The 22,406-nt window shown below is 68.0% G+C and carries 12 protein-coding genes; 5 read left to right on the top strand and 7 right to left on the bottom strand.

Annotated features, from left to right (window positions below):
• Window positions 1-16: 16 nt before the first annotated feature.
• The 5 genes from bcsP (at window position 17) to ASF16_RS19770 (ending at window position 10,571) form a co-directional block, all read left to right on the top strand.
• A complete protein-coding gene (bcsP, locus tag ASF16_RS19790; protein ID WP_056171372.1) occupies window positions 17-784 on the top strand; it encodes a cellulose biosynthesis protein BcsP in 768 nt (255 codons plus the stop codon).
• Window positions 781-1,566 carry a cellulose biosynthesis protein BcsQ gene (gene bcsQ / locus ASF16_RS19785; protein WP_056171371.1) on the top strand — a complete coding sequence of 262 codons (786 nt, stop codon included), beginning with the start codon at window positions 781-783 and terminating at the stop codon, window positions 1,564-1,566. The genes bcsP and bcsQ overlap by 4 nt, the downstream gene beginning before the upstream one ends.
• A complete protein-coding gene (gene bcsA, locus ASF16_RS19780) occupies window positions 1,563-3,749 on the top strand; it encodes a UDP-forming cellulose synthase catalytic subunit (RefSeq protein ID WP_056171369.1) in 2,187 nt (728 codons plus the stop codon). Before bcsQ ends, bcsA begins: the two co-directional genes overlap by 4 nt.
• A gap of 33 nt (window positions 3,750-3,782) precedes the next feature.
• Window positions 3,783-6,104, top strand: coding sequence for a cellulose biosynthesis cyclic di-GMP-binding regulatory protein BcsB (gene bcsB, locus ASF16_RS19775; protein WP_056171367.1), 2,322 nt, complete (start codon window positions 3,783-3,785; stop codon window positions 6,102-6,104).
• A gap of 99 nt (window positions 6,105-6,203) precedes the next feature.
• A complete protein-coding gene (locus tag ASF16_RS19770) occupies window positions 6,204-10,571 on the top strand; it encodes a cellulose biosynthesis protein BcsC (RefSeq protein ID WP_235507447.1) in 4,368 nt (1,455 codons plus the stop codon).
• 250 nt (window positions 10,572-10,821) lie between these two features.
• Here ASF16_RS19770 and ASF16_RS19765 read toward each other — a convergent pair whose 3' ends face one another.
• The 7 genes from ASF16_RS19765 to ASF16_RS19735 form a co-directional block, all read right to left on the bottom strand.
• The gene (locus ASF16_RS19765) at window positions 10,822-12,396 is read right to left on the bottom strand and encodes a hypothetical protein (protein WP_235507446.1); all 1,575 of its coding nucleotides are present in this window, start codon (window positions 12,394-12,396) and stop codon (window positions 10,822-10,824) included.
• Window positions 12,397-12,856: 460 nt separating this feature from the next.
• On the bottom strand, window positions 12,857-13,570 hold the full coding sequence (locus tag ASF16_RS19760) for a Bax inhibitor-1 family protein (protein WP_056171365.1): 714 nt from the start codon (window positions 13,568-13,570) through the stop codon (window positions 12,857-12,859).
• A 143-nt stretch (window positions 13,571-13,713) separates the two neighbouring features.
• Window positions 13,714-14,289, bottom strand: coding sequence for a hypothetical protein (locus ASF16_RS19755; protein WP_056171363.1), 576 nt, complete (start codon window positions 14,287-14,289; stop codon window positions 13,714-13,716).
• Between the two features lie 601 nt (window positions 14,290-14,890).
• A complete protein-coding gene (ssb, locus tag ASF16_RS19750; protein ID WP_056171362.1) occupies window positions 14,891-15,469 on the bottom strand; it encodes a single-stranded DNA-binding protein in 579 nt (192 codons plus the stop codon).
• Between the two features lie 128 nt (window positions 15,470-15,597).
• Window positions 15,598-16,767 carry an MFS transporter gene (locus tag ASF16_RS19745; protein ID WP_056171360.1) on the bottom strand — a complete coding sequence of 390 codons (1,170 nt, stop codon included), beginning with the start codon at window positions 16,765-16,767 and terminating at the stop codon, window positions 15,598-15,600.
• 393 nt (window positions 16,768-17,160) lie between these two features.
• Window positions 17,161-21,513 (bottom strand): DUF4347 domain-containing protein, encoded by a 4,353-nt coding sequence (locus ASF16_RS19740; protein ID WP_056171357.1) that lies wholly within the window; start codon window positions 21,511-21,513, stop codon window positions 17,161-17,163.
• Window positions 21,510-22,367: a sulfotransferase gene (locus ASF16_RS19735; RefSeq protein WP_056171355.1), complete on the bottom strand. Its 858-nt coding sequence runs from the start codon at window positions 22,365-22,367 to the stop codon at window positions 21,510-21,512. Before ASF16_RS19735 ends, ASF16_RS19740 begins: the two co-directional genes overlap by 4 nt.
• Between the last annotated feature and the right edge of the window lie 39 nt (window positions 22,368-22,406).

Below are 22,406 nucleotides of genomic sequence, written 5' to 3'. Positions count from 1 at the left end.
TGACGGTGATTGACTTATGAAGCCCTCCGACGACGTCGTGAACCTTTTCCAGCAGTTCGGTGCCAAGCCAGGGCGCTACCAGGAACTGGCCCGCCAGCAAGAGCACCAGCAGTCGCGCGACCGCTGGCCGCTGGTAACGGCCATCCAGGGCGCTGTGGCCGGGGACATCCCGTCCGTGGTGCGCCGCGGTGACGGTGTGCCCGCGGACGCGCCCGCGCCCGCCGCCCGGCAAGACGCCCCGCCGCCAGCCGCCGCTGAGCGGCCCGAGCCTGCCGTGTGGGTGCAGCGTGCGCCGGCACCTTCACTGTCGCCTTCGCCCGTAGCGGCACCTGCACCTGTCTTTGCACCCGCCCCTGCTCCGTTGGCGGCTGCCCATGTGGCCCCCGCCATCACCGCTGCTCCCCAGGAACCCACGGCACCCGTGGCGCCTTTCACCTCTTTCAACGCGCTCCCCTCGTTGGCTGCTGCCGTCCCCACGGCGACCGCAGTGTTCGCGGCGCCTGTGGCTTCCGCTGCACCGGCCCCCGCCTACCGCGCCGCAGCCCCTGTGGCGCCAGCTCCGGTAGCCGCGGCTGCGCCTTCGCTGGCATCGCGCTCGCCGCTGGCGGGCCTGGCCGGCCTGCGCTCGTCCACGCCAGCCGCCGAGCCCGCGGCGCCAGACTCCGGCGCACTGCCTTCCGACCTGCCCTCGGTGTTTGCCCGCCTGGCAGGACCCGCCGCAGCTGCACCAGCTCCAGAGCCTGCTGCCCCGGTATGGCAACCGCGCCGAGGCCCGTACCCATGAAGGTGATTGCTATCGTTTCTGCCAAGGGCGGTGTCGGCAAGACCACGCTGACGGCCAACCTGGCCACGGCCCTGCAAGCCCAGGGCGTGGGTACGCTCCTGGTGGTGGACATGGACCCGCAGAACGCGCTGGGCCTGCATTTCGGCGCCGACCCGCGCGCGCTGGGCGGAGTGTCCCGCGCCAGCCTGGAGGGTGAGCACTGGGGCGCCGTGTGCGTGCGCAGCCTGTCGGGCGTGAACGTGCTGCCCTTCGGCATCGTGAACGAGTCGGACCGGGTGGCCTTCGAGCGGCACCTGGACGCCCACCCGACTTGGCTGGTCGAGCAACTGCAGCGCCTGGAGCTGCCGGCCGATGCCGTGGTGCTGATCGACACGCCGCCCGGCCCGTCGGTGTACATGCAGCAGGCGCTGTCGGCAGCGCAGGCCGTGGTGATCGTCAGCCTGCCCGACGCGGCCTCCTATGCGGCCCTGGCGCTCATGCAGCGGCTGGTGAGCACCTACTGCACGCCCCGCCCCGATTTCGACGATGCGCTCTATGTGGTCAATCAGGTCGACAGCGCGCGCCAGCTGGCCAAGGACATCACGCGCGTCATGCAGGACGGCCTGGGCGAGCGGTTGGTGGGTGTGATCCATGAAGACCAGGCGGTGCGCGAAGCACTCGCCTACGACCAGAGCGTGCTGCAGTACGACGCCCACGGGCAGGCCGCAGACGATCTGCGCAAATGCGCCCGGGTGCTGGCCGAGCGTCTGCGCCTGCCGATGCTGCCGGGAGCAACGCGATGAGCGTCGACCAGCGCCCCCAGGCGGACGAAGTCGCCGACGCCGATTCGCACAGCCCCCAGGCGCACTGGCGCACAGTGGTGCATGCCATCACGGCGTGGGAGATCTGGACGCATCCCCTGGCGCGCGTGGCGGCGGTGGTGTTCAGTGCGCTGCTCATGGGCTTGGTCATCAGCGTGCCGCTGGACCTGCAGGGGCAGGTGCTGTTCTCGCTGGGCTCGTTCGGCGCCGCGCTGCTGCTGAGCAAGACCCCGGGCCGGCTGTCGACCCTGGCGATGATCGTGCTGTCGATCTCGGCCTCGTCGCGCTACATCTTCTGGCGGTTCACCGACACGATCGGTTTCACCAACTGGGTGGACGCCGCCTTCGGCTACGGTCTGGTGCTGGCCGAGCTGTACGCGTTCGCGGTGCTGCTCATCGGCTACCTGCAGACCGCCTGGCCGCTGCAGCGCCGCCCGGTGCCGATGCCCGCGGACGTGAGCACCTGGCCCAGCGTGGACGTTTTCATCCCCAGCTACAACGAGCCGCTGGAAGTGGTGCGCCAGACGGTGTTCTCGGCCATGAGCCTCGACTGGCCCCAGGACCGCCTGCACGTGTACGTGCTGGACGACGGCCGCCGCCCGGACTTTCGCGAGTTCTGCGAAGAGCTGGGCGTGGGCTACATCATCCGCGACAACAACCACCACGCCAAGGCGGGCAACATCAACGCGGCGCTCAAGGTCACGAGCTCCGAATACATCGCCATCTTCGACTGCGACCACATCCCGACGCGCTCGTTCCTGCAGGTCTGCATGGGCTGGTTCTTCAAGGACACCAACCTGGTGATGCTGCAGACGCCGCACGTGTTCTTCTCGCCCGACCCGTTCGAGCGCAACCTGGACACCTTTCACCGCATGCCCAACGAGGGCGAGCTGTTCTACGGCATCGTGCAGGACGGCAACGACCTGTGGAACGCCTCGTTCTTCTGCGGCTCCTGCGCCATCATCCGCCGCAAGGAGCTGCTGGAGGTGGGCGGCATTGCGGTGGAGACCGTGACCGAAGACGCGCACACCGCGCTCAAGCTGGCGCGCCTGGGCTACAACACCGCCTACCTCGAAGTGCCGCAGGCCGCGGGCCTGGCCACCGAGAGCCTGTCCGGCCACGTGGGCCAGCGCATCCGCTGGGCGCGCGGCATGGCGCAGATCGCGCGTACCGACAACCCGCTGTTTGGCAAGGGGCTCAAGTTCGGCCAGCGGCTGTGCTACCTGAACGCGATGCTGCACTTCTTCTACGGGCTGCCGCGCCTGGTGTTCCTGACGGCGCCTCTCGCGTACCTGTTCTTCGACGCGCATGTGTTCCAGGCCACCGCGCTCATGATCACTGCCTACGCGCTGCCCCACCTGGCGCATGCCAGCGTCACCAACTCCCGCATCCAGGGCCGCTTTCGGCACTCGTTCTGGAACGAGGTGTACGAGTCCGTGCTGGCCTGGTACATCATGCGCCCGGTGATCGTGGCCTTCATCAACCCCAAGCTGGGCAAGTTCAACGTAACGGCCAAGGGCGGCGTGATCGAAAAGGCCTACTTCGACTGGACCATCGCGCGGCCTTATGTGGTGCTGCTGCTGGTCAACCTGGTGGGCATCGCGGTGGGCATCTGGAAGCTGTTCTCCGCGGACGGTGACGAGACCACGACGCTGGTCATCAACATGGTCTGGACGGTCTACAACATCATCTTGCTGGGCGCGAGCGTGGCGGTGGCCAGCGAAACGCGTCAGATCCGCGGCACGCCGCGCGTGGCGGCAGCCCTGCCGGCCGTGATCCGCTTTGAAAATGGCCGCACCCTGGTGTGCAAGACCGAAGACTTCTCCCAGCATGGCCTGGGGCTCACGGTGCCGCCCGAGAGCGACATCCCCATGGGCAGCAAGCTGTCGGTGTCGCTGTTCCGCTCCGACGAGGAAGGTGTCTTCCCCGCGGTCGTCACCTTCAACGGCAAAGGCCGCCTGGGCGTGAAGTTCGACAACCTCACCCTGCCCCAGCAGGCAGAGCTCGCATCGCTGACGTTTGCGCGTGCCGATGCCTGGATCGCCACCTGGGGCACCGGCCAGCGCGACAAGCCGCTGCGCTCGCTGGGGAGCGTGATCACCATCGGGCTGCGCGGCATGGGGCAGCTGGCCTCCACCGCTGTCAAGTCGCTCAAGCCCCGATAGGCGCCCCGTTTTCTGTATCCGAAGATTCCACACATGACCTCCACACGACAACCGACAGATCGGCTGCCGCGCCAGCGCATGCTCCCCGCCATGCTGGCCCTGGCGCTGGCAGGCACGGCAGCCCCCGTCTCGCAGCTCGCTGCGGCACCTGCACCCGCCCCGGCTGCGGAGACGACCGCCGGGTCGCTGCCGTCCGAAGGTGGCGTGCGTGTGCAGCGCAACAGCTTCAAGGACCTGGGCGCCCTGTTCCCGCTGCAGTTGCGCGGTGTGGACGGCACCAGCGGCGTAGCCTTCAGCGTGCGCAACGACGAGGTGGTCACGGGCGCGAAGCTCAAGCTCAACTACTCGTACTCGCCCGCGTTGCTGACCAACCTGTCGCACATCAAGGTGATGGTCAACGAGCAGGTGGCCGCGACCATTCCGGTCACCACGCAGCAGGCGGGCGAGAACCTGCAGCGCGAGATCACCATTCCCCCGCGGCTGATCACCGAGTTCAACCGGCTGAACCTGCAGCTCATCGGCCACTACACGATGGAGTGCGAGGACCCGCTGCACTCGAGCCTGTGGGCCAACATCGGCAACGACAGCGTGCTGGAGCTGACGGTGGCCCCTGTGGCGCAGACCAACGACCTGGCACTGCTGCCCCAGCCGTTCTTCGACCGCCGCGATGTGCGCCCGCTGGAGCTGCCCATCGTGTTCAACGCAGCGCCCAACACCGCCGCCCTGCAGGCCGCGGGCACGATGTCGTCGTGGTTCGGTGCGCTGGCGGGCTTTCGCGGCGCCAAGTTTCCGTCCTTGGTCGGCGAGTTGCCGGCACGCGGCAACGCCGTGGTGATGGTGGCCGGCCGCGCGCAAGTCCCTGCCGGCCTGTCGCTGCCCGACATCCAAGGCCCCACCGTGGCGGTGGTCAGCCACCCTGCGGACCGCAACGGCAAGCTGCTGCTGGTGATGGGCCGGGACGATGCTGAACTGGCCACGGCGGCCAAGGCGCTGGCGGTGGGGTCTTCGGCCCTGTCCGGCTCGGTCGCGCGGATCACCGACGTCACCGAACTCAAGCCCCGCAAGCCCTACGACGCACCCCACTGGCTGGCCAATGACCGTCCGGTCAAGTTCGGCGAGCTGGTCGAGGCCCCGACGCTCAATGTGACCGGCTACTCGCCCGACCTGATCCGCGTGAACTTCTTCTTGCCGCCCGACCTGTTCGCGTGGCGCCAGAAGGGCATTCCGGTCGACCTGCGCTACCGGTACACCCCGCGCCCCAACGCCGACAAGTCCACGCTCAACATCAACGTGAACCAGCAGTTCCTGCGGTCGCTGCCGCTGCGTTCCGCGACGCACGAGGAGCCCGGCGCCCTGGACCGCCTGCTGACCAAGGTGATGCCGCTGAGCGAAACCGGGCCGGAGCGCGAGAAGTTCCACATCCCCCTGTTCAAGCTGCCCTCGCAATCGCAACTGCAGCTGCACTACTACTACGACGTGGTCAAGCAGGGCGCCTGCAAGGACGTCCCGCTGGACAACGTGCGCGGCTCGGTCGAGGCAGACTCGACCATCGATATCTCCGGCTTCAAGCACTTCATCGCCATGCCGGACCTGGCAGCGTTTGGCAACGCGGGCTTTCCGTTCACCCGCATGGCCGATTTGTCGGACACCGCGGTGGTGATGCCGGACAAGCCGGGCCTGGCGGAGTACGGCACCTACCTGGGCCTGATGGGCATCATGGGCCGTGTGACCGGCCACCCCGCGATGGGCGTGACGGTGGCGCAGGCCCAGCAGGTGGACAAGCTCTCCGACAAGGACCTGCTGGTCATCTCGTCGGGCGGCGGCAACCAGCCCCTGCTCAAGCAGTGGGCCAGCTCCATTCCGGCTGCGCTGCAGGGCGAGACCAAGAGCTTTCAGCTGGCCGATGTGGCCCACCGCCTGATGCGCTGGTGGGGTTTCGAGGATGAGGCCGGTGTGCAGACGCGCCGCAACCAGGTCGCGTTCTCGAGCAGCAGCACCGACGCCTTCATCGCGGGCTTCGAGTCGCCCCTCAAGAGCGGCCGCAGCGTGGTACTGGTGGCCAGCAACCAACCCGCCGGGCTGTCGCAGGTGGTAGACGCGCTGCTCGACGCCGATGCGCTCACGCAGGTGCAGGGCAGCACCACGGTGATTCGTGGCAAGCAGGTCGACAGCCTGCTGGCCGAGAAAAACTACTATGTGGGCCAGCTGGGGCCGGTGCTGTACGCGCAGTGGTTTCTGTCGCGCAATCCGCTGCTGCTGATCCTGCTGGGAGTGTCTGCTGCAGTGCTGGTGGCCATCGTCATGTACCTGTCACTGCGCGCACGCGCCAGGGCACGCCTGAAGCAAAAGGCATGATGAAGCCGCGCGGTGCACCGATGCCCGCCCTGATGTTCTGAAACAAGCAATTGGTTCCCGGCCCCTTTGTGGGCCGGGGCCACATGGGAGAAGGAAGGCATGTCCTCCAAAAACCGTCGTCACCACACACTCGCGCTGGGGCTGATGGCCTCGCTGATGGCGCCCGCAGCCTGGGCCCAGACGGGCGCCGAGCAGACCCTGCTCGACCAGGGCCAGTACTGGCAGGAGCGCGGCGACACGGAGCGTGCGGGCGAGGCCTGGCAAAAGCTGTTGCGCATCAACCCGCAAAACGCCCAGGCCTTGTACGGCATGGCGCTGGTCGAGCTGAACGCCCAGCGTCCCGAGGGCGCGCAGCGCTACCTGACCCAGCTGCAGGCTGCCCACCCGCGCAGCCCGCTGGTGAGCCGGCTGCAGGATTCCATCCGCAGCGGGCGCAGCGCACCCCAGATCGAAACCGCACGCCAGCAGGCCCGCAGCGGCCAGGCCAGCCAAGCGCTGAGCACCTACCAGGCCGCGCTGGGCGACCGCGCGCCCACCGGCCCGCTGGCGCTGGAGTACTACCAGACCCTGGGCGCCACGGCCGGCGGCTGGGACGAAGCGCGCCGCGGCCTGAGCCGCCTGGCGCAAGAGTCGCCCGAAGACCCGCAGATCGCCCTGGCCCTGGCACAGCACCTGACCTACCGCGACGCGACGCGCCGCGAGGGCATCGGCCAGCTGGCGCGCCTGGCGGGCCGCCCCGACGTGGGCAAGACCGCCACCGAAAGCTGGCGCAAGGCGCTGGCCTGGACGGGCACGCGCTCGGCTGACATCGCGCTGTACCAGGACTTTTTGCGTGCCAACCCCGGCGACACGGCCGTGCAGACGCGGCTGACCCAGGCGCAGAACCTGCAAAAGCAAGCGCAAACCACCGCCCGGCCCGGTGCGGGGGCCGACCCGCTGCGCCAGCGCACCACGGCCGGATTCCAGGCGCTGGACGACGGCGAGCTCGATGCGGCGGAGGCGGCTTTCTCGAGCGTGCTCGAAGCCCGCCCTGCTGACGGCGACGCGCTGGGCGGCCTGGGCATCCTGCGCTTGCGCCAGGAGCGCTTTGCCGACGCGCGCGGTCTGCTGGAGCGCGCCTCGCGTGCGGGCTCGGCCAGCCGCTGGAAGCAGGCGCTCGATAGCGCCACGTATTGGAGCCTGGTCGAGCAGGCCACCAGCGAGCGTGAGCGCGGCGACACGGCAGCCGCCCAAAAATCCCTGGAGCAGGCGGTGCGCCTGAACCCGGCCGAGGTCACGGCACAGACCGACCTGGCGGACCTGCTGGTGGAAGCCGGCCAGTACGACGCCGCCGAGGCCGCTTACCGCCGCGTGCTGACGCGCCAGGCGGACAACCCCGATGCCGTGCGCGGCCTGGTGGGCGTGCTGGCGCAGAACAACAAGGCGGCCGAAGCGCTGGCATTGGTCGAGAAGCTCTCGCCCTCGCAGCAGGAAAAGGTCGGCGCGCTGGGCCGCCTGCGCGCAGCGCAGGCACTGGGCCAGGCCCGTGCCGCCACCGAGCGCGGCGACACTGCGGCCGCACGCGCGGCGCTGGAAGACGCGCTGCTGAACGACCCGGCCAGCCCGTGGGTGCGACTGGACCTGGCACGCCTGTACCTGCGCATGGGCGCGGTGGCCGAAGCGCGCGGCGTGATGGACGGCCTGCTGATTTCCAACCCCAACATGCCTGAGGCGCTGTATGCCAGCGCGCTGCTGGCCTCTGAAGCCAGTGACTGGCCGGGTGCGCTGGCGCTGCTGGACCGCATTCCCGAGAAGCACCGCACACGCGACATCGCCGCGCTGCAAAAGCGGGTGTGGGTGCACGTGCAGTCGTCGGCCGCCTCGGCCCTGGCCGCGGAGGGGCGGCAGTCCGAAGCGCTGGCCACGCTGGCCCAAGCCGAGTCGTTTGCCACGCAGGACACCGAATTGCTGGGTGCACTGGCCCTGGCCTATGCCGACGCAGGCGAGCCCCAGCGCGCGCTGGGCATGGTGCGCCAAGTGCTGGCACGCACCCCGCGTCCCGATGTGGGGCTGCGCCTGCAATACGCCGCCACGCTGCTCAAGACGCAGCAGGACGTGGAGCTGGCCGGCATCTTGCGCCAGCTGCAGACCGCACCGATGAACGATCGCGAGCGCAAGAGCTTTGCCGACATCCGCCGCGCGTACATCGTGCGCCAGGCCGATGGCCTGCGTGAAGCCGGTGACCTGGCCGCTGCGTACGACACGCTGGCCCCGCTGCTGGCCGAGCAGCCCGAAGAGCCGCTGGCCATGGCCGCGCTGGCCCGCATGTACGCGGCCAACAACGACTATGCGCAGGCGCAGGCGCTGTATGCGCGGCTTTTGGAGAAGTCGCCCAACGACGTGCCGCTGATCCTGCAGACCGCGGCCATGGCCACCGGTGCCAAGGACTACGGCTACGCGGAGTCGCTGCTGTCCGTGGCGCTGGCGCGTGCGCCGCGCGACCCCGAGGTGCTGACCGCTGCGGGGCGGCTGTACCGGGCCCAGGGCAAGAACAGCAAGGCCACCGAATTTTTCACCGCCGCGGTCGCTGCAGAGAACGCCCAGCGCGATGCCGTGCTGGCTGCCAGCGGCGTGTCCGCCGGGCCCGCCCGGTCGGGCAATCCGTTTGCCCAGCGTGCAGGCCTGCAGCGCGCCAGCAGCGGTTTGTCGGTGCCTGTCGCCGCAGGGTCCGGCTCCGTGGCGCGTTCGCCGGTGGGCTACACGCCCATGCAGTACGCACCGCAGCCGGTGGCGCGCAGCAATGTGCCTGCCGGGCTCTACATTCCGGATCCCGCAGGCGCCAGCCGGTTTGCGCCGCCCGCGCAGATGATGGTCCAGGCGCCGCCCATGACTCCTGCGAGCTACTACCCCGACGTGGCCAGTGCAGCACCGGCGGCTGAAAGAACCACCGCGTCGCCGCCTGCCAGCGCACGGCGCAACACCACGGCGGCCAATGCCCGCACGGCCACCGCGCCAGCGCAGCGCCAGGCACCGGCGTCTTCCCTGTCGGCCGCGGCAGCACCCGGCGGCGCCACTGCGCCTGCCTACCTCCCTTCGTATGCCCCCGCGGCAGTGCCCGCGCAGCCGGGTGCCGGTGCAGGCTACATTCCGCCCGCACAGGGCTATGCCGGCTACCCTGGCATGCAGCCGACGGCCCAGCAGCAGCAGCGCGCACCCGCCGCCACCCAGCCGTCGGCATGGGCCACCGCGGGCGGCTTGAACGCGGTGCCAGACCCCACCCGCCCGCGCACCGCGCGCGACGAGCTGCGCGAGGTCCAGCAAAGCCAGATCAGCAGCTTCTCGGTGGGCGCCACGGCCCGCGCCCGCCAGGGCGAGGCGGGCATGAGCCAGCTGTCCGAGATCGAGGCACCGGTGCAGCTGAAGATGAGCGTGGGCGACGGCCATGTCGTGCTGGGTGTGACGCCCACCGGTGCCAGCGCCGGATCGCCGGGCTCGCCGTACGGCACCATCAGCCGGTTCGGCGGTGGGCCCGTGACCGCACTCGATATGCCCGAGCGCGCTGCAGGTTCGCAAAGCGACAGCGGTATCGGACTGAGCGTGGGCTACGAGACCAGCGCGCTCAAGGTCGACATCGGCACCACGCCCCTGGGCTTCGGCCAGGCGGACGTGACGGGCGGCGTGCGCTACCGCATGCCCATCAACGACGACCTGACCATGGCCGTGGATCTGTCGCGCAGGCCGGTGACCGACAGCCTGCTGTCGTTCGCGGGTGCCCGTGATGCCCGCACGGGCGACCGCTGGGGCGGGGTGTCCGCCACTGGCGGGCGTCTGGACGTGACCTGGGACGACGGCGAACTGGGCGTGTACGGCTACGGCTCGCTGCACGGGGTGACCGGCACCCGTGTGCGCAGCAACGCACGCGTGGAAGCCGGTGGCGGCATGTACTGGCATGTGCACCGCACGTCCAATGCCGACCTGACCGCCGGCCTGAGCTTCTCGGGCTTGTCCTACCAGCGCAATCTGCGTTACTTCACGGTCGGCCATGGCGGGTACTTCAGCCCGCAGCAGTTCTTGTCCTTCGGCATTCCCATTGAATGGGCGCAGCGCAATGGCCGCCTGTCCTATCAGCTCAAGGGCTCGGTGGGCGTGCAGTACTTCAAGGAAGACGCGGCGCCGTATTTCCCCAACAGCCCGTCGCGCCAGACCGCTGCTGCAGCCGCCGCCAGCGACGCGCTGGCGTTCGGCGAGACCGGTGCCACCGCCGTCTACCCGGGCCAATCCCGCACGGGCCTGGGCTACAACCTGGGCGCTGCGATGGAGTACCAGATGCACCCGCAGGTGTTCCTGGGCGGCCACCTGTCGCTCAACAACGCCCGCAACTACCGCGAGTTCGCCGGCGGGCTGTATGTGCGCTACGCCTTCCAGCCCTACAACGGCCTGCAGGCATTCCCGGTCAGCCCGCTGCGCTCGCCGTACGCCAGCAACTGAGCACCGCGTCGCATCGCAGTGCTCTGCTCTGCGCAAGCAGGTTGCGAGGCTGCTCTGGCTCGTCGGGCCGACGATTCAGAGCAGCGAGCCGACACGCCAGCCGCCAGCCCATGGGTCAAATGGCCCACTGGCCCGGTCAAGGCAGAATAAAAAAAGACCCCCCACGCCGAAGCATGGGGGGTCTTTTTTTATGGCGCGGTAGCTTGGGGGGCAGGGTACGTCAGGCACCACCACCCCGGTCCATCCATGCTCAGCGCGTACCGATGAAGACCGTCTGGAAGCGCACGCCCGTCAATGTGCGCGCGGCCGTGAGGACGCGCAGGCCCGTCACGGTCTGCCCTGCCGCATCGAAGCGGGCAGATGCCACACCCGTCTGGTTGGGCGAACTGTTGAACGGGCAGCCGCCACCGGTATAGGCCAGGTTCTGCACGCGGTAGAGATTGTTGCCGCCGCCTTCATACGCACTGACCACGCCCGTGAGCGCGCAGCCGCTGCTGGTGGTGCCCTTGATCTCGCCCAGCGCGTTGAGCGTGAGGGTCATGCTGGTGCCGCCAAAGCCGATGGAGGGGCTGCTGTACGTGCCCGCCAAGCGCGCAACCGACGAGGACAACAGCGCGTTGTACGGGAAGGTGGTGTCCGGCACCATCGAGAACGCTGTCGCAGCGCTGCCCTGGGCAGGGTTGGCATATGTGCCGGTGAAGCTCACGCCCGTGCGTGCATCGCCGCTGAGCACCATCGACTCGGTGTACTGCGTCTCCAGCGGATTCTGGTGATTGAAGTACGCACCATCGTTGGAGCTCACGAGGCTGCTGCCGGCGGTGACGAGCAGCGTGCCGTATAGCGAGTCGTAGCCCGCGCCGATCGGGCGGTAGAAGAAGTAGCCGCCGTCGGGCAGCACCGAAGCGGACACCGACGTGGCGCCCGACCCGCTGACGGTGCCCGTCCAGTTGCCCGCTGCGCTCTGGGCGGTGGGGGCTGGCGTGGGGTTGTTCGGGCCGTCGGCCTTGCCTTCCAGCACGAAGGTGTTGGACGGGCCGGTGGCGTTGCGGGTCATCATCCAGATGCCGCTGCGCTCCGTGGGGCTCGTGTCGAACTTGAGTACGGCCACGCCCGCCTGCGTGGTGCCTGCGCCGGCGCACAGCGTCTCGTTGCCCGAGAGGTTCATGGACACGCCGTACACGGCCGAGTCGCTGGCGCGCGGGATCACGGTGCCCGTCACGGTGCACGCTCCGACGGAGCCCGTGAGCGCGCCCTGCGCGGTGATGGACAGCACCCAGCTGCCCCCGAACACGCCGCCGCCGCGGTAGGTGCCCTCCATCAGCGACAGGCGTGCGGGGTGGTTGTTCAGATCGCTGTAGTTGAGCTTGAACGTGGTCGTGGCGCCGGTGGCTGCCGCGGTGGCGATGGGGTCGCTGTAGTTGCCGCTGATGGCATTGGTGCGGCCGGTGGCCGCACTGGCCGATGCGGTGCCGCGCAGCGTCACGTTGGTGGCGAACTTGCCGTCGCGCACCGAAAAGTAGGTCACGCCGGTGGCGAGCACCGTGGTGCGGTCGACGCTGAGGCGCCCGTACAGGCCGTCATACCCTGCAGAGCTGGCCGCCTCGCGCGCCAGGTAGAACTCACCGCCAGTTCCCAGCGGGCCGGGGTCGATGTAGCCAAACACCTGGCGCTGCAGCGCGCCCGTGCCCACGGTGCCGGACCAGACGCCGCCCGGGTACTGCTGCACGCCGGGTGCGGGGCCCACGTCCCCCCCGTCGGAGGAGCCGCCGCCGCAGCTGGCAAGCAATGCCGCACATGTCAGGGAGAGCCAGGAGAATTTGCGCATGATGGACTGGAAAGAAGATGCTGGAAATGACGGGAGTTCGGGGCGTGGCACTCTGCTGCAGCGTGGACTTGTCAGCCGCCTGGTGGCCGAGGCCAGCGCAAAAGACAGCGAGAGCAATGCCCGTCCAGCCCGAGAGACCGCCCGGCCAAAACACTGCGTGCGGGGCCGGGCTGCTGTATCCAATTGTGCCAGCTATGGGTAAAAAGGCCTGCTAAAAATCGCTTCCAGGCGTAGCGGCGGCCCCGGCGGGAATGACTGCCGTGGGCCCAGGCCGACGTGATCGATGGCTACGGTGTGGTAGCTATGAAATGTGTAGCAATAAAGGCAATCACAACAAGCGGCAGGGGCATTTTTGGCGTGTCCACCGCCGCCAAAAGAAAAGGCCGGGCACCCTCGCAGGTGTCCGGCCTTGTCAGCCTGTGGTGCCGCACCGTGTCTGGCGCGGGCTCGGCTGGGGGTATCAATCGTCGTTGGTCGCCAGGCTGATGAGGATGCGCAGCACGTACCAGAGCATCAGCGCGATGGAGGCGAACAGGTGCAGCGCAGCGCCTGCAGGGCGGTCGGCCGGGTAGTCGTGAATGATGCGCGAGGTGTCGTACAGCACGCAGGCGCCGGCAAACAGCACCATGATCCCGGAGAACCAGATACCCAGCTTGAAGCCGAAGATCGCACCGGCCACGATGGTGCCCAGCGCCACCAGGCCGCCTACCTTGAGGATGCCGCCCAGGAACGAGAAGTCGGACTTGCTGGTGAACGCCGTCCAGGTGAGCGCCGCCACCATCAGCAGCGTGATGAACGCAGCCGCACCGATGGCGCCAGGCACCAGCAGCTGGGCGATGCCGAACATCGGCGCGAAGATCAGGCCTTCGGCCAGCACGTACAGGCCCAGGCCCATCAGCTGGGTCTGCGGGTTCTCGGCGTTGTCGGCCAGGTGGGATGCCAGCCAGCCCACGAGCATGAAGGCGCCCATGACGCCCAGCCAGATGAATTTGTTGCCGCTGCCCATCAGCATCTTCGCTGTGGTGGTCGAAAAGCCGCTCATCATCAGAACGGCGGAGAGCACGACGAAAGCCAGGATGGCGGCGCCCAGGTGCTTGTACGTCGAGACGATGAAATCGCGCCGCTCCAGCGGTGCGCCGGCGGGTGTCTGAGGCGACAGTGCGTTGGGATTCATGGTGTAGGTCCTCCGGTGATGAAACTTATGGTTGCTGTGATCACGCTGTGTGAGAGGGGCGCGCGCCGGGCGCTCCCCCTCCCTCCCTCTCGTGTGTCTTGCGGGGTGCCGGCACCGGTGCGGGCCGCCACGTCCTGAAAGCGTCAGGCGGCTGCAGCCTGCGCGTCTTGCTGGTCTTCGCTGCGCCGCAGCTTGCGGTTGGCCCACACGCCGCCGGCGCCCACCAGGGTCAGGAAGACCGCCAGGATCCACATGCCTGCACCGCTGAACGACTTGGCACTGGACTGGGCGTCGGCCTGCAGGCGCTGCTTGCTGGCTTCGTACGCGATCACGGGTTGGCCACCCGTCACGATTTCATAGACGAGGTCGTTGTCGCTGGAGTCGAACAGCGCGGTCACCTTTTCATCGATCAGGTTGCCCACCAGGGCAGGCTGCGTGCTGTGGTCGATGCGCAGCTTGCGGTCTTCGCCGCCGGCCTCGGGCTTCACGGTGATTTCGTAGTACTTCTTGGTGGTGCGGCGCTTGCGCGTCACGGTGACTTCAGAAGCGCCCGTCACGGTGCCTGCGACCGAGGTGAGCTGCTCGCGCGCCTTGTAGGCGTGGTCGCCGTCGGCCTTCCACTGGCTCCAGACGGACATGCCGATCAAGCCGGGGCCTGCAATCAACAGCAGCCATGCGTAGCCGGTGATGAAAATCAAGATTTTGCGGACGAATCCCATGAAAACTCCCTGTGTGTATTGTGTGTGTTTTTTTGGTCCGCCGGCTCGCCGTTCAGGCTGCAACGGAGCGCGCATTGGCGATAAAAACGCCAAGGCCGCGATGATCTGCGAGTTAGGTGTGAGGGATGTTTCAAAGTGTTGCGCGCGTAGCATGGTTGCCGCAACTTGACAAACATGCCCTTTCGCGGCGAGTGGAATTCGTGTAAGGAGTGGGTCAGTTTTTGTACTGAGTTGCTGAGGCCCGAGCGGCCATGGGTGGTCCGCTTAGCTCAGTGAGACTTCAGCACGTCCACAGTACAGACCGGTCCGCGCACGCAGGTAGCCCGGCCGCAGGCCCGCAGCGCAATGCTCCGCCCCATCCATGGCAGCGCCAGGCCTGCAAACGCAAGGTCAAAGTCAAGGTTTCAGGGGGAGCGGGGCTGGGTGCAGAACCTGCAAAATGGTCTGCCCGGCGCTGCGTTGCACAGCGCGCACGTCTGGCGGTTGCGTCAGAGCCCAGCTGCGGGGCGAAACGCTGCAGTCAGCAGAGCAGGGAGGGCCGCGGCTGTTGCGCCCGGCCACTCACCCACCTACTGGCTGCTGGCTCTGTGCCTGTCTGTCGTCAGAACGGAATATCGTCGTCCATGTCATCAAAGCCCGACGCCGCGCGGGGTGCCTGCGCTGCGGGCGCAGGTGCGGGGCGCTGTGCCGGAGCCGGTGGGCGGGCTGCCTGCTGCGGTGCAGGGGCTGCACGCCGTGGAGGGGGGGCCTGGTCGTAACCGCCGCCCTGGTCGCCACCGTAGCCACCGCCGTCGTCATAACCGCCGCCACCTTGCTGGCCGCCACCGCCACCGCCGCCCATGCCCTGGCGGCTGCCCAGCATCTGCATCTGGTCGGCACGGATTTCGGTGCTGTACTTTTCCACGCCGCTCTGGTCGGTCCATTTGCGGGTGCGCAGGGAGCCTTCCACGTACACCTGCGAGCCCTTGCGCAGGTACTGGCCGGCGATCTCGGCCAGGCGGCCGTTGAAGACCACGCGGTGCCATTCGGTGGCTTCGCGCATCTCGCCGCTTTGCTTGTCTTTCCACTTGTCGGTGGTGGCAATCGTCACGTTGGCCACCTGATCGCCACTGGGGAAAGTACGCATTTCAGGGTCGCGGCCCAGGTTGCCGACGATGATGACTTTGTTCACGGATGCCATGCTGCTCTACCTACCTTGAAGTTAAAGGGCGCCCGTCGTTGAGAAGGAGTCCAGGCGCCAAACGCTCCATTGTGCCGCAACGTCGCCAGCCCGGGCCACAACGCGAAACGCCCGGCCGGAGGGGCCGGTCAGCGCCCCACGGGCCGCAAAGGCCAGGTCAGCACCAGCCACAGGGCCGTCAGCCCCGCCGTCACCGCAAACAGGCCCGGTGCCCCCGCCCACTTCACCAGCGCGCCGCCCAGGGCCCCACCGGCAAACAGACCGAGCGACTGCAAGGTGTTGTAGCTGCCCAGGGCGGCACCGCGCAGCAGCGGCGGCGCCATGCGCGACACCAGGCTGGGCTGGCTGGCCTCCAGTGCGTTGAACCCGCAAAAGAATACGAACAGCAGCGGCCCCAGCACCCACAGGGTGGCCTGCATGCCGCTGGCGGCCAGCGCACCCAGGCCCACCTGCACCAGCAGCACCAGCGCAATGGCGCCCAGCAGCGCGGCACGCAAGCGCCCCGCCCGCTCCATCGCAAACAACCCGCCCATCGCCGCGAAAGACAGCACCACGGCGGGCAGGTATACCTGCCAGTGGTGGTCCTTGGCCAGCCCCGCCTGCACCAGCATGGCCGGCACGGCCACCCACATCGACAGCTGCACCGTGTGCAGCACGAAGACGCCCAGGTTCAGGCGCAGCAGATCGGGGTGCGCCCACACATCGGCCAGACGGTCGCGGGGAGCGTTCTTGTGCTGCAGCGGCTCGGGCGGCACCCACCACAGCACCACCGCAATGCCTGCCAGGGCCAGGGCGCAGGTCAGACCGAACAAGCCCCCCAGACCGATATGTGCCGTCAGCACAGGTGCCGCCACCAATGCCACGGCGAACATCAGGCCGATGCTGCCACCCACCAGCGCCATCGCCTTGGTGCGCACCGCGTCGCGCGTCTGGTCGGCCAGCAGCGCCGTCACGGCGGCAGACACGGCACCAGCGCCCTGCAGCGCACGGCCCACCAGCAGCCCGGTGAGGGAGTCGGCCAGCGCCGCCAGCAGGCTGCCGGCAGCGAACACCAGCAGCCCGAGCACGATCACGCGCTTGCGGCCAAACCGGTCGGATGCCATGCCCAGCGGCAATTGCAGCATCGCCTGCGTGAGGCCGTAGATGCCCATCGCCAAGCCCACCAGCGCCGGGTCGTCGCCGCCGGGATATTTGCGGGCCTCCAGCGCGAACACGGGCAACACCAGGAACAGGCCCAGCATGCGCAGCGCGAAGATGAGTGCCAGGCTGAGGCTGGAGCGGCGCTCCAGCGGGGTCATGGCGGAGGGAGACACGGGCGCGGAAGCGGCGGTTGGCAAGGGCTGGGGCACGTCGGGGCGCACGGATGGGGGCGTGGGTGAAAGCAAGCGAAGCCGCGATTTTCGCCCATCGCCTCGGTGGGCTCCCAAACCGGTCTGGACCGGGGCTGATTCACGCGGGTTATGTGCCCCAAATGCCCGCTGCTGCGTGCGGGGCTGGTGACAGACGTGTGCTGTGGCGGTGGCCGCAAGCATCCTCTCAAGCACCGCATCCGCGCGGCGGGCCCGTGCCGAGCAATGCGGCCCGCTGGCCTGCGTGTCGGCGTCTCTTCAGGCGGCATGCGCGTCCGGTTGCCGGCCCTCCATGCCGCACCCCCTTGGCTGTCAGGATGGGTGCGGCAATGGTGCAGCGCCTCAGCCGGCGCGGCGTTGGCGGTATCTCACTCCCAGCCAGCCGACGATGGACGCCATGAGGGCCAGCGCCCAAGGGTTGTCGACAGGAATTCCCACAGCGCCGCTTCCGGGTGCGGCCAGGGCGGGCGCGAACGGGTCGCGGATGGTGCCCAGCGCAGAGTCGGAATCGCCGACGCCGTTGTCGGTCACTGTGTAGACCACCGTACGGCGGTCGGGGCTCAAGGTGGCGCCGGTCCAGGCGAACCAGGTGGAGGTGAGCGCGCCGGGCGTGGCTGGCCCGAGCTTCCAGAACTGCACACCTGCCGGGAGGGGATCCGGATAGTTCAGCGTGAGGGTGACATTGCTCGTGCAGCCCGTGGCGAGGAATTGGAAGCCACCATGGGGAAGCGTATAGCCTCCCGGCGTACTGCCAGGCGTGATGAACGCTGTGCCGCCGCTGTTGAGCGTACAAGCGGCGCCGCCGCCCGACAGGGTGGCAGTGGCCAAGCCTGCCATGCCCGGGACCGCGCCGGACACTACCAACTGCGCATTCACGGAGAAGGTACGGGTGACCTGTGCCGCTGCCAGATAACTGCCGTTGCCCGCCTGGTCTGCATTGATGGTGCAGTTGCCCGCCGTCAAGAAGGTCAGCGCACCGCCGGGAGTGATGGAGCACGAGCCCGGCGAGCCGGAGGTGAATGTCGGTGACAAACCAGAGTCGGAGGTGGCTGTCAGCGTGGGGGTGGTCCCGAAGTTCTGCGTGCCCGGGTTGGTGAAGGTGATGGTCTGGACGGCTTTGGGCGTGACGGAGTTGGATGCCGCGGAAGCCGCGCCCGTGCCAGCGGCGTTGTCCGCCGTCACGGTGAAGGTGTAGGCCTGGCCGTTGGTCAGGCCCGTGACCACGATGGGCGACGATGCTCCGCCGACCGGTGCCACGTCGGGCGGGTTGGCGGTCACGGTGTACCCCGTAATGGCCGTACCGCCGGTATTGGTGGGCGCTACGAACGCCACCGACACCTGGGTGTCGCCCGCCGTGGCGACCACGGATGTGGGGGCGGCCGGCACAACGGGGCTGACCGTGAACGACCGAGAGACCTGGGTGGCCGCCAGGAAGCTGCTGTTGCCCGCCTGGTTGGCGTTGATGGTGCAGGTGCCGGCCGTGACGAAGGTCAACACCCCTGCGGAGGTGATGGTGCACACACCCGTCGTGGACGAGGTGAAGGTTACCGGCAGCCCCGAGGTGGAGGAAGCGCCCCCGCCCAGGGTGGACAGGTTCGGGCTGGTGCCGTAGGTCTGCGTCCCCGGATTGGCGAAGGTGATCGTCTGTGGCGATGCCGGCGTGACCGAATTGGAGGCCGCCGAGGCCGGCCCCGCGCCCGCGCTGTTCGTCGCGGTGACGGTGAAGGTGTAGGCCACGCCGTTGGTCAGACTGGTCACGGTGATGGGTGAGCCTGCGCCGGTGCCCGTTATCCCCGTCGGACTGGAGGTGACGGTATACCCTGTGATGGCGGCCCCCCCGTTGCTGGCCGGTGCGCTGAAGGTGACCGATGCCTGGGTGTCGCCCGCCGTGGCGGTACCGATGGTAGGTGCGCCGGGCACGATGGCGTTGACCGTGAATGTACGCGGCACCGTGGTGGCCGCGTTCCAGGTGCCGTTGCCGGCCTGGTCTGCGCTGATGGTGCAGGAGCCAGCCGTCACGAACGTCAGCGTGCCGCCACCCGTGATCGTGCATACGCCTGTGGTGGACGAAGTGAACGTCGGTGCCAGACTGGAGGAGGCGGTCGCCGTCAATGTGGGCGAGGTGCCGAAGCTCTGCGGGCCTGGGTTCGCGAAGGTGATCGTCTGGTTGCCCTTGGGCGTCACGGAGTTGGATGCGCCAGACGCCGTGCTGGTGCCCACGCCGTTGGTAGCCGTGACGGTGAAGGTATAGGCCGTGCCGTTGTTGAGCCCGGTGACTGTCGCGGTACAGGCTGCCGGCCCCGCGCATGTGCCAGTGGCCCCTCCCGGGTTGGCCGTGGCGGTGTAGGTCGTGATGGCGGAGCCGCCATTGCTGGCCGGCGCGGAGAACGTCACGGAGGCTTGGGCATCGCCCGGCGTGGCGGTGCCGATCGTGGGGGCGCCTGGCGCGGTGAGGACGTTCACCGTGTGCGTGCTGCCGCCGTTGTACGCGGGTATGGAGTTGCCCACACCATCAATGATGTTGGTGCCCCCATTGAGGTTGACCTTGAGGGTGCCTGTGCCACTGATGCCGGCGATGTTCACGTTGACGGTTGACCCGGTGCTTGCGGACACGCTGGCGATGCTGCCGGATGCCGACCCCGTCCCCACGAGCGTGAAGTCGTCGGTGGAAACGTTGGCCACGGACTCGCTGAAGCTCACCGTGAAAGCCATGCTGGTGGCGCCGCTGCCGGGCGACCCGTTCACCGCGATGCTGCTGACGAACGGCGCGATGTTGTCCACGGCGGCGTTGGTGGTGTCACCCGTAGTTGTCGCATTGCCGGCGTTGTCCTGGGCGGTAACGACGACGTTGCGGTTGTTGGCAGCGATGCCCCCTGCCACGATGGTGTAGGTCGCCGTCCAGGTGCCGCTGCTGTTGGTGGCCGGCACCGCGGCACCGCCGCCGAACTGGGCGAAGTTCACCGTCACGCTGTTGATGATGTCGGTGTTGTTGTCGCCGCCGGCCGTGTTGTCCCACGTGGCCGTGACGGTATCGCCGATCCGGTAGGCGCCCCCAATGCCCGAAGCACCACTGATGTTGATACTGCCGTCCGTAACGGTGAGGGCAACGCTGTCCACCGTGGCGTTGGTGGTGTCGGCCGTGGTGGTGCTGCCGCCGGCATTGGTGGCGGTGACGCTGACATTGCGGTTGGTGGCGTCAATGGAGCCCGCCGTGATGGTGTAGGTGGCTGTCCAGGTGTTGCCGCTGTTGGAGGCCGGCACGGCAGAGCCGCCGCCGAACTGGCTGAAGTCCACCGTGACGCCCGTGATGCCGCTGTTGTTGTCGCCACCGGCGGTGTTGTTCCAGGTGGCGGTGACGGTGTCGCCGATCTTGTACGCGCCGCCGGTACCCGAGCCGCCTGAGATGCTGATGCGGCCGTCGGACACGAAGGGGACGGGCCCGATGGCCCCCTGGATGGTGAAGTTGCGGAATTCGAAATAGGGCTTGGTAGTGGAAGCGCCGCTGGTATCGAACACCAGCTTGAAAGCCTTGAGCTTGACGCCAGCGAAGTTCGCCAGTTGGCCTGCCCCGAACGAAAACGTTTCCTGCGGAGTTGCTGTCCCATTGATCGAGGTCGAAGTCACCGTCGTGTTGTCGGGTTTGATGCCGACGATGTGCACATTGGTGAATTGCCCTGCGGTAGGACCTGTGCCGTACTCCCCTGCCACCAGCCCCGTGAGTTCGAAAGCCCCGGTGTTCACGCCGTCCGCTGCGACCTGGAAGTAAGTGCCTGTGGTGGTTGCGTTGTACCCGGTCTGCAGGTAGGCAGGATTGGGGGGCCCAACGTAGATGCTGATGTTGGTGATGAGGCTTCCGCCGCTGTCCTTGCCGGTGACGATGAAGTCCGTGGAGTTCAGGCTGGTGTTGTTGTCCGTCCAGCCCGAAGAGAAGGTCTTGGTGCCGCTCGATGCCACCAGCACATGCGAGAAATCCTTCAAAGCCTTGTCCGAGAACGCCACGGTGGTTTCGATGCTTCCGCGCACCACCTCCAGGTCCCAGTCTCCTCCGAGCGCAAGGCTGCCTGTGGGGTTGCTGGAGGCAGCCACATCCAGGCCGGTCTGCTGCCGAACGATGTCCAGCAAGGCGCTGCCCTCCGAACTAGCCGCCAGATCGCAGCCATAGAAAAGCAGATCGGCACCGGGCCGTACCGCCTCGCGCAGCGCGGACAGAGCAGCCAGTTCCTCGTGGGCGTTTTCGGGTGTGATGCGGCTGTTGCCCAGCAGCAGCACGCCGGCGCTGGCGTGCGATACCACGTGGATGGCTGCCAGGTTGCGGTGGCCGCGCAAGGCATCGGCCAGCTGGGGCAGGCCGGGCAGTGCTGGATCGATCTCCACGGCCACCACGCCGGGCTTCAGGCCCCGGTACAGCGTGGCTTTGTCGGCGACGGAGCCGTCGATGACCACCAGTTCGGTGGCCACCGGCTGCTGCAGGATATCCAGGGTGGCGACGTCGGTCGGTGCAGCGGCATGCCGGGCCGATGGCTTGGCCTTTTGGGGCGCCGTGACGGCGGGGCTCAAGGCGTCTATCTGCAGGCGCGCATGGCTGCGCGGCTGATAGCCCCCACGCATCAGGTATCCCCCGGCCGAGGTGGCCGCGGCGTGGGCTGCAAAGGGAAACAGCAGCGTCGAAAGGCCGCTGAGCAGGGCACGGTTCATGGGGTGTCCTTGGTAGTGTGCGTATTGGGAACGTTGGCCCGGCGGGGGGCGACGATGCTGGCCGAGGTACCGGTCTGGTCCTGCCAGAAGTCCATGTCCTGGTATTTGGCGAACAGGTCCGGGGGAAGGATGCTGCGTCGCGGCTTGAAGGCGACCTTCTTCTTCACATCGTGCAGGCCCTTGACGCCGAGGTGCTGGTCGAACTCGTTCTCGGAATACTCGACGTTGTCGAAGTCGTGCTGGAACGACTCCTCGCCGAGGAAGCGGTAGATCAGCTCCAGGGTGCGCTGGGGGTGCTGCGTGAGGAGGTCGTAATCCACCAGCAAAAGCCGGTCAGAGAACTCGCCGTAGTAGGCCTCCTTGAGCGCGGTCCAAGCGCTGCCCACGGAGCCGCCCGCAGACATCATGACCTCGCAGCGCGAGTAGACCGTGTGCCGGCTCCCCGCGTTGTACATGCGGCTGTAGTCGAACGGGTTCTTGCGGTGGATGACCTCGAAGCTGTCCATCACCCAGGCGGGGTTGCGCACGCAGCAGACCATCTTGAAGCCGCCCACCAGCTCGGCCAACTGGTGCATGCGTGCCGTCCAGTGGCGGTTGGTGTCAAAGATGACGGGCTCGGTCTTGTCAGCGTAATAGGCATCGATCAATGCGCGGCAGATGGCCTTTCGCTTGGTCGCGTCGAAAAAAGCGTAGGACTCGCTGCCTGCCCCCATCTGCTCCAGCACGCCGTTGACAAGGCCTGCCACAGGGCTGCTCATGGCCGCGTGAAAGCGCGGGTTCTGGCGCAGGATGCCTGCGAGCAGGGTGGAGCCCGAACGGGGAAGGCCGGAAATGAAATGCAGGGTCTGGGGCATGTGAATGTGGCGGCGGGTGCACCCGGCCGTTGCCGGGGC

The organism is Acidovorax sp. Leaf78, assembly GCF_001422735.1.
GTDB lineage: Bacteria > Pseudomonadota > Gammaproteobacteria > Burkholderiales > Burkholderiaceae_C > Acidovorax.
Note: the sequence above shows the minus strand (reverse complement) of the source record. Positions and strands in the feature narration are given on the sequence as shown.

Coding starts and splice junctions, on each gene's coding strand:
- bcsP (WP_056171372.1), top strand. CDS start 17: ATGAAGCCCTCCGACGACGTCGTGAACCTTTTCCAGCAGTTCGGTGCC.
- bcsQ (WP_056171371.1), top strand. CDS start 781: ATGAAGGTGATTGCTATCGTTTCTGCCAAGGGCGGTGTCGGCAAGACC.
- bcsA (WP_056171369.1), top strand. CDS start 1,563: ATGAGCGTCGACCAGCGCCCCCAGGCGGACGAAGTCGCCGACGCCGAT.
- bcsB (WP_056171367.1), top strand. CDS start 3,783: ATGACCTCCACACGACAACCGACAGATCGGCTGCCGCGCCAGCGCATG.
- ASF16_RS19770 (WP_235507447.1), top strand. CDS start 6,204: ATGTCCTCCAAAAACCGTCGTCACCACACACTCGCGCTGGGGCTGATG.
- ASF16_RS19765 (WP_235507446.1), bottom strand. CDS start 12,396: ATGCGCAAATTCTCCTGGCTCTCCCTGACATGTGCGGCATTGCTTGCC.
- ASF16_RS19760 (WP_056171365.1), bottom strand. CDS start 13,570: ATGAATCCCAACGCACTGTCGCCTCAGACACCCGCCGGCGCACCGCTG.
- ASF16_RS19755 (WP_056171363.1), bottom strand. CDS start 14,289: ATGGGATTCGTCCGCAAAATCTTGATTTTCATCACCGGCTACGCATGG.
- ssb (WP_056171362.1), bottom strand. CDS start 15,469: ATGGCATCCGTGAACAAAGTCATCATCGTCGGCAACCTGGGCCGCGAC.
- ASF16_RS19745 (WP_056171360.1), bottom strand. CDS start 16,767: ATGACCCCGCTGGAGCGCCGCTCCAGCCTCAGCCTGGCACTCATCTTC.
- ASF16_RS19740 (WP_056171357.1), bottom strand. CDS start 21,513: ATGAACCGTGCCCTGCTCAGCGGCCTTTCGACGCTGCTGTTTCCCTTT.
- ASF16_RS19735 (WP_056171355.1), bottom strand. CDS start 22,367: ATGCCCCAGACCCTGCATTTCATTTCCGGCCTTCCCCGTTCGGGCTCC.